The sequence below is a fragment of the Albimonas pacifica genome, assembly GCF_900113695.1.
Classification (GTDB): domain Bacteria; phylum Pseudomonadota; class Alphaproteobacteria; order Rhodobacterales; family Rhodobacteraceae; genus Albimonas; species Albimonas pacifica.
Genome location: NZ_FOQH01000009.1, coordinates 270,805 through 281,940, shown reverse-complemented (window position 1 = coordinate 281,940; position 11,136 = coordinate 270,805). Strand labels below are relative to the sequence as shown.

At 69.6% G+C, this 11,136-nt stretch carries 12 protein-coding genes; 3 read left to right on the top strand and 9 right to left on the bottom strand.

The features are described from left to right. Positions 1-195: 195 nt before the first annotated feature. Together BM064_RS27055 and BM064_RS20195 are read right to left on the bottom strand one after the other, a co-directional pair. Positions 196-2,358, bottom strand: coding sequence for a DDE-type integrase/transposase/recombinase (locus tag BM064_RS27055; protein ID WP_143103392.1), 2,163 nt, complete (start codon positions 2,356-2,358; stop codon positions 196-198). Continuing rightward, positions 2,358-3,200: a ParB/RepB/Spo0J family partition protein gene (locus BM064_RS20195; RefSeq protein WP_177236339.1), complete on the bottom strand. Its 843-nt coding sequence runs from the start codon at positions 3,198-3,200 to the stop codon at positions 2,358-2,360. The genes BM064_RS27055 and BM064_RS20195 overlap by 1 nt, the downstream gene beginning before the upstream one ends. 254 nt (positions 3,201-3,454) lie before the next feature. Between BM064_RS20195 and BM064_RS20190 the strand changes: the two genes are divergently transcribed. Next, positions 3,455-3,847, top strand: a complete 393-nt coding sequence (locus tag BM064_RS20190; RefSeq protein WP_092862929.1) for a hypothetical protein — start codon at positions 3,455-3,457, stop codon at positions 3,845-3,847. Between the two features lie 39 nt (positions 3,848-3,886). Here BM064_RS20190 and BM064_RS20185 read toward each other — a convergent pair whose 3' ends face one another. From BM064_RS20185 to BM064_RS20175, 3 genes are read right to left on the bottom strand one after another with little or no spacing between them, the layout of a single operon-like run. Further along, positions 3,887-4,288, bottom strand: coding sequence for a hypothetical protein (locus tag BM064_RS20185; RefSeq protein ID WP_092862927.1), 402 nt, complete (start codon positions 4,286-4,288; stop codon positions 3,887-3,889). Further along, the gene (locus BM064_RS20180) at positions 4,285-4,656 is read right to left on the bottom strand and encodes a hypothetical protein (protein WP_092862924.1); all 372 of its coding nucleotides are present in this window, start codon (positions 4,654-4,656) and stop codon (positions 4,285-4,287) included. Before BM064_RS20180 ends, BM064_RS20185 begins: the two co-directional genes overlap by 4 nt. After that, positions 4,656-4,868 carry a hypothetical protein gene (locus BM064_RS20175; protein WP_092862921.1) on the bottom strand — a complete coding sequence of 71 codons (213 nt, stop codon included), beginning with the start codon at positions 4,866-4,868 and terminating at the stop codon, positions 4,656-4,658. Before BM064_RS20175 ends, BM064_RS20180 begins: the two co-directional genes overlap by 1 nt. Before the next feature lie 21 nt (positions 4,869-4,889). On the opposite strand from BM064_RS20175, the gene BM064_RS20170 reads away from it, so the two are divergent. Further along, positions 4,890-5,831 carry a S24 family peptidase gene (locus tag BM064_RS20170; protein WP_092862918.1) on the top strand — a complete coding sequence of 314 codons (942 nt, stop codon included), beginning with the start codon at positions 4,890-4,892 and terminating at the stop codon, positions 5,829-5,831. A 3-nt stretch (positions 5,832-5,834) separates the two neighbouring features. Here BM064_RS20170 and BM064_RS20165 read toward each other — a convergent pair whose 3' ends face one another. Then, complete coding sequence (locus BM064_RS20165; protein ID WP_092862915.1) at positions 5,835-6,233, bottom strand: hypothetical protein; 399 nt, start codon at positions 6,231-6,233, stop codon at positions 5,835-5,837. 122 nt (positions 6,234-6,355) lie between these two features. Between BM064_RS20165 and BM064_RS20160 the strand changes: the two genes are divergently transcribed. Next, on the top strand, positions 6,356-7,171 hold the full coding sequence (locus BM064_RS20160) for a DNA adenine methylase (protein ID WP_092862912.1): 816 nt from the start codon (positions 6,356-6,358) through the stop codon (positions 7,169-7,171). 647 nt (positions 7,172-7,818) lie between these two features. Here the strand turns inward: BM064_RS20160 and ilvN are convergent. Genes ilvN through BM064_RS20145 form a run of 3 tightly spaced genes read right to left on the bottom strand, consistent with a single transcriptional unit; the run spans position 7,819 to position 10,849 of the window. Continuing rightward, positions 7,819-8,388 carry an acetolactate synthase small subunit gene (gene ilvN / locus BM064_RS20155; protein WP_092862909.1) on the bottom strand — a complete coding sequence of 190 codons (570 nt, stop codon included), beginning with the start codon at positions 8,386-8,388 and terminating at the stop codon, positions 7,819-7,821. Positions 8,389-8,418: 30 nt separating this feature from the next. Beyond that, entirely contained in the window at positions 8,419-9,063 is a 645-nt protein-coding gene (locus BM064_RS20150; RefSeq protein ID WP_092862906.1) for an NADPH-dependent F420 reductase, read from the bottom strand. 31 nt (positions 9,064-9,094) lie between these two features. Beyond that, complete coding sequence (locus tag BM064_RS20145) at positions 9,095-10,849, bottom strand: acetolactate synthase 3 large subunit (protein ID WP_092862904.1); 1,755 nt, start codon at positions 10,847-10,849, stop codon at positions 9,095-9,097. Between the last annotated feature and the right edge of the window lie 287 nt (positions 10,850-11,136).

Here is an 11,136-nt window from a genome sequence, read left to right as displayed (position 1 = left end):
CCCGAGGGGCCATGGAAACAGGCCATGCCCGGCAGACCGTCCAGGCGTGCCTGAACGCGGCTGATCAACTCCGTCAGCGCCTGCACGTTGCGCAGGGGCGCGATGCTGCCGTAGGTCGGGGTGTCGTCCAACATTGCTCTCGCCTCTTCTTGGTGCGCCGCCGGCCCGCTGTTGCGCCTCGGGCCGGCGGCCGGTTCACCCGCTCTGACGGGCCTGGTTCGGGAAGACCGTGTCGAAGCCGAAGGCGTCGACCAGGTGCTCGAAGCTCTCCCACTCGGCGGTGTCCTGGTATCCGCCGAGCCAGAAGCGCTCGTCGGGGGTGGCCTCGCCGCCCGCCTCGATCCGCTTCTGCAGGGCCCGGGCGCGCAGGTAGCGCTGCTTGGGGCTCTCGGGTTTCGGCTGGGGCTTGATGGAGCGGACCTCCGCGACGAACGCCGCGTGCTTCGCCTCTTCGTCCGGGTCGGGCCGCGAAGGCTCCGGCGCCCGGCGGCGGCCGGCGGCCTCGGACGCGGCCTCCAGCGCCGGCGTGGTGTGCGGCGCGCCCCGCTGCGGGAAGGCGACCAGCTCGGCCGAGGCGCGCCCCGCGCCGTCGATCTCGATCAGGGCGAGATCCCGCAGGACGCTCTTCTTCGTCCGCACGCGGGCGACGTCCGGCGACTCCTGCGCCTTCTGCACGCGTCGGGCGGCGGCGACGACCTCGGCCGGATCGCGGCCGGCCAGCTGCGGGCAGATCGCATCGCAGATGAACTCGTCGCCCGCTGGGCTGAACAGCATCACGCGGCCGAGGTCGGCCGGGTCCATGCGCACCAGGACGTCGGTCCCGGGCTGGGCGCCCATCGGCAGGTAGTGCGCGCCGTCGATCCGCACGCCCTGCTTGGTCACCCGGCGCAGACCGCCGTTGCTGGCGACCGGCGCCAGCAGGATGTCCAGCGCCCTGGGATCCGAGACCCGACGCACCGGCCCCGCGTAGGAGGCCGCCATCATGAAGGGCGTGCGCCCGCCCAGACCGCGGTGGGGCGTGTGGGCGTAGCGGTTCTCGGCCCAGTCGTCGGCCCAGGCCTGAAACTGCGCAAGGTCCATCTGCACGTCGAACAGCTCGACGTCGCTGGCGCCCAGGCGGGCGGCGAAGGCCTTGCGGCTCTCGATCCGCTTCCGGTCGGCGACGTTGTGCCCGATGAAGCCGGGCACCCCATGCAGCTCGTGCTGGAAGGTCTTGATCGCCCGCTCGACGATCCCCTTCGAGCGCGGCTCGTAGGGTTTCGACAGCTCGATCTTCGTGCCGATGTGGTTGAAGAAGGCCTGCGTCCACCGCGCCTTGAAGTCGGAGCCGTTGTCGGTGTGGATGCGCTCGGGCGCCCCCCACCTGTCGATGCTCTTGCGCATCAGCTCGCCGACGCCTTCCGCCCGGGGCGTGCGCGTGACATGCACGATGGCGCGCCGCGAGAAGACGTCGATCGCCATGTAGATCGAGTGGCGGCCGCCGATCAGCATCACGTCCGCCGGCGAGGCGTCGATCTGCCAGACCTCGTTCAGCCGGTCGGCGCGCTGGGTGCCGGTCGCCACGAACTCGACCTTGGAGCGGTAGCCGTCCGGATCGGTCAGGCGCATCAGCACGTTGCGATGGGTCTTCTTCCATTCGCCCAACGCGATCTGGAACATGCGCAGGCTCGGTAGCGGCACGCGCTTCAGCTCGCCCGTCGCATCGTCCATCACCTCCAGCGAGGCGCCGTAGACGCGCTCGACGCGCTCGCGCAGCTGCCGGGCGTTCATCAGGGGGTGCTTGGCCATCAGGGCGAGGACCAGGTTGCGGACCTCGCCGCCGTCGGCGCGATCGAGGATGCCCGAGCCCTTCGGCCGCCCGCGCCGACCGGACCGTGCGCCCTCGGCGACAGCCTTGCGCCAGCGCGCCAGCGTGCGGGGCGACAGGCTCTGCGCCTGTTCGGAGACCCACGCCGGAACGGCCACTGAACCGCCGTTGAACAGGGCGCAGAACAGCGTGTCGGCGGCCGACTGGGTCATCAGGACCTGCCGCCGGAACTTGTCGGCCAGCCCCACGATCACCCGGCGCGCGTCGAGCGCGGGATCGATCGGCCCGTCCAGCACCTCAAGCCGGAGGTCGGCCTCCTCGACCGTCAGGTGATGCCCAAGCCAGGCGAGCTGCGCGGCAGGCGGCAGGAGGTCGACGTGGTACTCGAGCCCGCCGCCCCCCTCCCGGCCGCCGCGCAGGCGGGCGCGCGAGGTCTCGGCCCAGCCTTCGCGGTCGGCGAGGACGTTCACGCCCTGCTTGGTGGTCGGCATGCCGGGCATCAGCCCGGCCGCCGCCGCCTCCGCGATTTCCCGGGCCGAGAGCCAGAGCATCAGATCCAGCCCTCCGCATGGGCCAGTTCCATGATCTCGGCCTTGTGGCTGCGCACGAACTGCAGCCGGTCGGTCCGGTTCATCCGGCCCCAGTTGGCGTTGAGGCGCGAGACCAGGTTCTTCGCGGCCGCCCGGCGCTCCTGACCGCGGGCGATCAGCTCCGCCTCGGCGACCGAGCCGGCCTTCGCCGGGTCGGCGAAGAGCAGGTCGCAGACCGCCGTCTGCATCTCGGCGTCGAGCTTCGCCAGGGCCAGAAGCTCGCCCTGGTGATCCTCGAACCGGGTGCCGCGGACGCGGGCTTTCGTGGCCGCCGTCAGCTTCTTCGCGATCTCCAGCGCCCTGTAGAACGCCGCCCGGGAAAGCCCGACGGTCTCGGCGACGTCGGAACAAATTCCCAAAATGGGACTTTGATCGGAGCCGTCGGTCTCCCGCTCCCGAACCTGCCGAACATTGGCGCTCCGGCGGTCGCCGCCGTGGCGCGCGCTGGGGTTCAGGCGCTTCCACACCGCGTCCAGCTCGGCCAGGAACTCGGCCCGCTCCAGCTTCGACAGCTCCTGCCGGTCCACGTTCTCCATGATCTCGGCGAAGCGCAGCTGCGCCTCGTCCAGGTCGCGGACCACCGTCGCCGGGATCTCCGACCATCCCAGCTCGCGCACCGCCGCCAGCCGGTAGGCGCCAACCACCAGCACGTACCGCTCGCCCGCCGGCGTCACCACGATCGGCTGCAGCAGGCCCTGCATCTCGATGTCGGCCGCCAGCAGCTCCACCGGCTCCGGCTTCACCGGACGCAGACGGTCGCCCAGGTCGATCAGGTCGACGGGAATGCGCAGCAGGTCGTTCACAGCAGGTCTCCGATGGTGAGAAGCACGAGGCCGAGGAGGATCAGGCAGGCCAGGCCGAGCGCGTCGGCCAGGGGCTCGTCCTCAAGGCGGCGCAGGAACGCGCGGACGCGGGCCATCAGGCAGCCCTCCGGCACAAGGTCTGGCGGCGGGACTTCCGCAACGTCGGGCCCGTGGTAAAGTGGCGGCGTCGAGAGGCGGGGGAACGCCCCTCGACGCCTGTCATCCCCTTCTGAAACAAGCAAAAGGAGACGATCTTGGTGGAACCGAAGCCCGAGCCCGACTGGAAGCGCGACTTCGAATGCTTGGATGCCGAATTGACCGACACCATGACCTTGGCCACCCACTCGCACTGGCCAGCGTTCGCGGTCGCCGCTGCGCTGCTCGACAAGGGGCTGATCGACAAGGAAGCCTTGCTCAAGATCACGGATGCGGTCATCGGGATCGCCTCCGCAGACGTCGACCCTGACGTCGCAGACGTCGAAGTGGCCCTTCTAGCGCTCGGGCACTTCCGTAAGGCTTTAGAAGATCTTCGATTGCTTCCGGGGGAAGTTCTTCCTGAGCTAGAAAGGCACGAAACTGCTGCTTTTGAAAGGCAGAGGCTTCGACTAGCGAGCCGGCCTTCAGAGCCCGAAGAAGACCAGGGCTGAAGAACATCTCGTCACGCAGCTGGGGGTGGCGGAAGATCGTCATGCCGCGGCGCCCTCCATCAGGTCTCGGACGGCCAGTTCCATGGCGCGCCACTGGATCTCGGCGATGCGCCGGCCGACCTCGGGGTCGCTCGCGCCGGCCCGGGCCGTCGTCGTCATCGCGTGGGTGACCGCCGAGGGGTCGCGCTCGAAGGCCTCGGCCACGGCGGCGCAGGTCAGGTGACCGCAGCGACCCGCGGCGGCGAGACCGAAGGTCCGCCAGCGCGCCAGGCCGCCCTCGCGGCGCGGGCTCAGCACGTCGATCTCGGAGACGCCGGCGGCCTGCGCGGTCGCGGTCGCGAAATGGCGGGCGGTCACGTCCAGCGGGCGGCCCTGCCACCAGACGCTGGCGGCGGCGATGGGGCGGGCGGCCTCGCCGAGGGTGGGGCGGGGGGCGGTCATCGGGGGGCCTCGGGGGTCTTGGGGCGGATGACCAGCTCAAGCCCGAGGGCGGCGCAAAACTCGCCGGCACGGTCGAGACCCGGCTCCTGGTGGCGCGCGGGATCGAGGAAGCCGCGCAGAGCCCAGGCCTTGATCCCATGCTTCTTTTCGAACGCGCGAGCGCCGATGCCCTCGGCCGTCATCTGAGCCCGCACCAGCTCGCGCAGCTGTTCTGACAGGAGACGTTCGGGGTTGGCGACCAGATCGGCGGCAACCCGAACGGGCTCTCCGCCGCGCGCCTCGGCGGCCGCGAACTTCGCGAAGAGACGGGCGACCCAATCGTCGGGGTGAGCGGCGGCGCCAGCGGGGCGGCGGAGGAAGGCGAACATCAGGACGCCCTCCGCACCGCTTTGACCTTCGGTCGGGGGATCTCCCGCGGCCATTCCAGGTCGTTGGGCCAGTTCAGAGCGAACCAGCTCAGAGCGCGGCTCGCCGTCTTGGTCCGGCAATCGCGCCCGTCGATGAGCCCCTTGAAGAAGTCGCCCTTCCCGAAGATCCGCATGGAGATCGCGAAGTGCGTCACACCCTGGTGGGCGGCCATTCGCTCTGCGAGCGAAACGATATGCTGACGCTGATCCATGGGCAGCATGATAGCCGGTTTAGGCTATTTCGCAAGCCTCTTGTGGCTATTCATTTCCCCATTAGCCAATTTTGGCTATGGTCCTGCATGGATCCGATTCTGGACGTCATCGACGAAGCGCTTCGGGAGAAGGGGCTGACCGACGCTGCTGCGTCGCGTCTCGCCGTCGGACATCCATCGCTGATCAAGAACATGCGGCTCCCGCGCTCCGGCGAGAAGCGGTACAATCTGCCGGCGCTTCAAAAACTTGCCGGGGTTCTAGGGCTCGAGTTTTACTTCGGTCCGCCGCGTGTAGAGCGCCTCTCGAAGACCGGGGCGCGGCCACCGCAACAACGCGTCGCTAACGACGAGGAGCGAGCCGCGCAGCTTCGTGAGATGGAGCCCCGCGAACTTCGCCGGCTGTTCGAGAAAGCCTACGGCCCCGGCGTCGGTCCCTCGGGAGAAGCCCACCGCTCCCTCGACCCGGGCTCAGACTTCGCGATGGTGCCGCTCCACGACGTCGAACTGGCGGCCGGATCGGGCTTCACGAATGACAGCGAGGAGGCAGGCACGCATCTGCTCTTCCGCCGGGACTGGATGCAGAAGGTCGGTGTGGGGACCAAGGATGCACGGCTCGTCCGCGTGCGCGGAGACAGCATGGAGCCTATGCTTTTCGACTCGGACGTCGTGCTTCTCGACACCTCTAGAACCGACGTCCCCGCCGGCCGGAAGCGAGCGTCCGGAGAGCATTCCCGATACCTTGTCGCCTTTGAGCGCAACGGAGAAGCGAGGGTGAAATGGGCCGAGCGCCCAGCTGACGACACGCTCGTGATTTTCTCGGAGAACAGCGTCGCCTATCGGCCCGAGTTCTACCTGCGGTCGGAGATCGACGAGATGCGGATCATCGGGCATGTCGTGTGGTGGTGCCACACGGTCCGAGGCTGAAGCTCAGTCCACCGGTCCCACAGTGTCGCGGAAGTGCCAGGCGAGGTCTTCGGCAATTTCGGTGCACGGCGTTCGCTCGACGCGATCTCCGGAAACCTCGATCCGCTCGCGCGGCGTGACGACGAGCACCGATTCCGCCGTGATGAAGGTGACGCGGTCCTTCTCGATCTTCACCTGTTCCGCGGGCCACTTCAGCACAGGATCCAACGTGCCGTCGGCCGACTTCCAGAAGAGGAAGTGGTCGTAGAGCCCGGACGAATGCTCGCACCGGATGATCTTCATCCGCTCCAGCTGCTCGGCCATCGTGCGGAGGGTCTCGGCGTCCTTCGGATCGAGCGGCTCCTGCGCCCAGGCGGGCGCGGCGACGACCAGGGCGCAGGCGGCGAGCAGGGCGGATCTCATGGCTTTCGTCCTCCAAATGACCCCGCCATCCTCGCACGGACGCCGTCGCTGCGGAAGCCGGTTTCCCGTCGCTAGTGTTCCTTGTATGTTCTATTCTGCCCCTTGCTTCGCCTGGATGACCGATGCCCGACGCCGCCCTCTCCCCCGTGGATCCCGTCCGCCCCGTCGCCCCCTGGCTCGGCGGCAAGCGCAACCTGGCGAAGCGCATCGTCGCGCGCATCGCCGAGATCCCGCATGACACCTATGCAGAGGCCTTCGTCGGAATGGGCGGCGTGTTCCTGCGCCGCTCCGCCAGGCCCAAGGCCGAGGTGATCAACGACCGCGGCCGGGACGTCGCCAACCTGTTCCGCATCCTCCAGCGCCACTACCCGCAGTTCCTGGAGACGCTGCGCTTCCAGCTCACCACCCGCGCCGAGTTCGAGCGCCTGGTCGCCACCCGCGCCGACACGCTCACCGACCTGGAGCGCGCCGCCCGGTTCCTCTATCTCCAGCGCACGGCTTTCGGGGGCCACGTGGCGCGGCAGACCTTCGGCGTCTCCCGCGATCGCCCCGGCCGCTTCAACCTCGCCACTCTGGAGCCGATGCTGGAGGACCTGCACGCCCGCCTCGCCGGCGTGATCATCGAGTGCCTGGACTTCGGCGACTTCATCCGCCGCTACGATGCGCCGGGCACCCTGTTCTACCTCGACCCGCCCTACTGGGGCTCCGAGGACGACTACGGCCGCGCGCTCTTCGCCCCCGACGACTTCGCCCGGCTCGCCGATCAGCTCGCCGGACTCCAGGGCCGCTTCCTGCTCTCGATCAACGACGTCCCGGAGATCCGCGAGCTGTTCGGGGCCTTCGATCAGCAGCCCGTCGAGACCACCTATGGCATCAGCCGCCAGGCCGCCGCGAAGGCCGCCCTGCGCCGCGAGCTGCTGATATCGAGCGCCGCCTGAAGGCCCGGTTCAAGGCCCGTTCCAGGCGTGAAGGAGAGGCCGTTCCGAGTTTCCACCTCGATCTCCCCCTCGGATGGCACTTGCGCCGGATTTCCGCGTCAGATCATGCGCATAGGTCAGGTGGAAACTCGGAGCCTCCCTGCCGAGTTCGGTTTCCACCTTCCGGACGGCCTCTACTGACTTCATTGGCCTTTTCGCCGCCAGCCACGGCCGTCGCCGGGCGTCGCGCCACCATTTCCTTTCGCGCTGCCTGACGCTCGCCCCACCGCCGCCGCTCGCCGCGCGCCCTCTAACGCTTTGGCGCTCAACGGTTCTCGGCTGTGCCGGCCTGTGCTCGCCTAATCTCGGAAATACGTCCCCACTGCCACCATTACCTGCGCCTTACACGCGGGTCGCTTTGCGATCCTTGACCGGGGCGGGCGAGTCGCTCTGATCGGCATCAGCGAGAGACGGCTCCGGAGAACAGGCGCTCGGCGAGGGCCGCAGGCGGCGCGCCGGGGCCCGGGGCGCGGGCGAGGCGCCGGGAGCGGTCGCGGCGGGCGCGGATGGGGGAGGCGGAGGGCGGAGCTCGGGGGCGGAGGCGGATACGCGAAAGGGCGGGGGGTGGTCCCCCGCCCTCGTCGGTGCGTGGCGCGTCCGGCCTGCGCTCACATCGGGTCGGGGCCGCGCTTGATCGCGGCGACGCCGGTGCGGGAGACGTCGACCAGGCCCAGGGGGGCCATCAGCTCGACGAAGGCGTCGATCTTGTCGGGGGCGCCGGTCAGCTCGAAGACGAAGCTCTTCAGCGTCGTGTCGACCACCGAGGCGCGGAACACCTGGCTCATGCGCAGGGCCTCGACGCGCGCCTCGCCGGTGCAGGCGACCTTGATCAGCGCCAGCTCGCGCTCGACCGAGGGGCCCTCCATCGTCAGGTCGTGGACGTCGATGACCACCACCATCCGGCTGAGCTGCGCCTTGATCTGCTCGATGATCGCGGGCTCGCCCGTGGTCACCACCGTGATCCGCGAGCGGCGCGAGGCGTGGTCCGTCTCCGAGACCGTCAGGCTCTCGATGTTGTAGCCCCGGCCCGAGAACAGGCCGATGACGCGGGCGAGCACGCCCGCCTCGTTCCTCACCAGCACCGCGAGCGTGCGGCGCTCCTCCCCCTCGGGGAGGGTGGGGCGAAGCGAATAGGCGGAATGGGCGGTCGAGCCCTGCGGGATGTTGAGCGCGTTCATGCGGTGTCCGTCCGAGCGGGCGCCGGGCCGTCAGCCGCGGCGGAGAAGAGCGAAGGCCCAGTCGCGGCCCATGCCGCCGCGATAGGCCAGGTGAATCCACAACATGGCGTGCGCCTCGGTGAGGCGCGCCGCCGAGAGCGGGCCGGCGTGCACCGCCTCGAAGCCCACGTCGGCGATCAGCGCGCGGGCCGTCTCGCAGGCGCCGGCGTCGTCGCCGCAGTAGAACATGACCGAGGGCCGGCCCTCGAACTCCGGCGCCTCCATGGCGCCGAAGCCGGTGGTGTTGAAGGCCTTGACCACCTTCGCCCCCGGCGCCAGCGCCTGCACCCGCTCCCCGCCCGAGGCGTCGAAGCCGAGCGCGAGATGCGGCCCGTCCGCCGCCCGGCGGAGCGGGTTGGTGGCGTCGAGCAGCGGCTTGCCCGCCAGCGCCCCGGCGAGCGGGGGCAGGGCGGTCTCGACCGCGTCCCAGGGCAGCGCCAGGATCGCGGCCTCGGCGCCCGCGGCGGCGGCGGCGGGCGCGGCCGCCTCCGCCCCGGGGATCCGCGCCAGCAGGGCGCGGACCTTCGCGCCCTCCGGCTCGCGGGAGCCGAAGACGATCGCGTGACCCGCCGCGGCGAGCCGCGCGCCCAGCGCGGCCCCCACCGGCCCGGTTCCAAGAATGGCGATGCGCGTCATCCCTCCGGCCTCCCCGCCGGCGCGAGGGCGCTCAGACGAGCACCGAGCCCGAGACGTCGATCGCCCCCTCGGTCGAGGCCTCGCCCAGCAGCATCTCGTTATGCGCCTTGCCCGAGGGGATCATCGGGAAGCAGTTCTCGTGCTTCTCGACCAGGCAGTCGAAGATCACCGGGCCGTCGTAATCCAGCATCTCCTGGATCGCGTCGTCGAGATCGGCGGGATCGGTGCAGCGGATGCCCTTGCACCCGAAGGCCTCGGCCATCTTCACGAAGTCGGGCAGCGCCTCGGAATAGGAGTGCGAATAGCGCTCGCCATGCAGCAGCTGCTGCCACTGGCGCACCATGCCCAGACGCTCGTTGTTGAGGATGAACTGCTTCACCGGCGCCATGTACTGAACCGCGCAGGAGAGCTCCTGCATGGTCATCATGAAGCTGGCCTCGCCGGCGACGTTGATCACCAGCGCCTCGGGATGGGCGATCTGCACGCCGATCGAGGCGGGCACGCCGTAGCCCATCGTCCCCAGGCCGCCGGAGGTCATCCAGCGCTTGGGCTCGTCGAAGCGCAGGAACTGGGCGGCCCACATCTGGTGCTGGCCGACCTCGGTGGTGATGTAGCGGTCGCGCCCCCTGGTCAGCGCCTCCAGCCGCTCCAGCGCGTACTGGGGTTTGATGACGGACTTCGAGGGCTTGTAGGTCAGGCACTTGATCGCCTTCCACGCCTCGATCTGGGTCCACCAGCCGGCCAGGCGGTCGCGGCGGGTCTGGGCGCCGCGGGCGCGCCACTTGGCCAGCACCCGCTCCAGCGTCTCGGCCACGTCGCCCAGGATCGGAACGTCGACATGGACGTTCTTGTTGATCGAGGAGGGGTCGATGTCGATATGCGCCTTCTTCGACCCCGGCGAGAACGCGTCCAGCCGCCCGGTGATGCGGTCGTCGAAGCGCGCCCCGATGCAGAACATCGCGTCGCAGCCATGCATGGCCATGTTCGCCTCGTACATGCCGTGCATGCCGAGCATCCCCAGCCACAGCTTTCCCGACGCCGGGTAGCAGCCCAGGCCCATCAGGGTGGAGGTGACGGGGAACCCGGTCTCCTCGGCCAGCTCGCGCAGCAGGGCCGAGGCGCGGTCGCCCGAGTTGATCACGCCGCCGCCGGTGTAGAGGATCGGCCGCTCGGCGGTCTCGATCATCTCGACCATGGCCATGACGGCGTCGTCCTCCGGCTCGCGCCGGGGGTTGTAGGGCAGCTCCTCGGCCTCTTCGGGCGAGTTGTACATCCCGGTCGCGAACTGCACGTCCTTGGGGATGTCGACCAGCACCGGGCCCGGCCGGCCGGCCATGGCGACATGGAAGGCCTGGTGGAGGGTGTCGGCCAGGTGGTCGGTCTCCTTCACCAGCCAGTTGTGCTTGGTGCAGGGGCGGGTGATGCCGACGGTGTCGGCCTCCTGGAAGCCGTCGGAGCCGATCAGGAAGGTCGGGACCTGGCCGGTCAGCACGATCATCGGGATCGAGTCCATCAGCGCATCCGTCAGCCCGGTGACCGCGTTGGTCGCGCCGGGGCCCGAGGTGACCAGCACCACGCCCGGCTTGCCGGTCGAGCGGGCATAGCCCTCGGCCGCATGGGTCGCGCCCTGCTCGTGGCGGACCAGGATGTGCTTGATGTCGTTCTGCTTGAAGATCTCGTCGTAGATCGGAAGCACGGCGCCGCCGGGGTAGCCGAACACGGTGTCCACGCCCTGGTCCTTCAGGGCCTGGACGACGATCTGGGCGCCGGTCATCTCACGGGGCATCGGTGCTTTCCTCTGGCGTTGTCGGGGTCGGGCGGAAGGGGGTCTTTCGGTCGGGGCTCTGGTCGCGCCGGGCACAAAAAAACCCCCGGTCGAGGGGGGCATGCGGGCGCTTGGGGGACGAGAAACCTCGTCCGCCGTCAGTCGCGCCCGTCCCTAAGTACGATGAGAGCCATATCCAACTCTTCGCCTTCCGTCTTTCCGCAGGCGGGTGACTACCGGCCGCCGGGCGGTCGGTCAACCCCGAAACCCGCCGCCGGCGGAGAAAATTGCGCGCCGCCCCGTCCGCA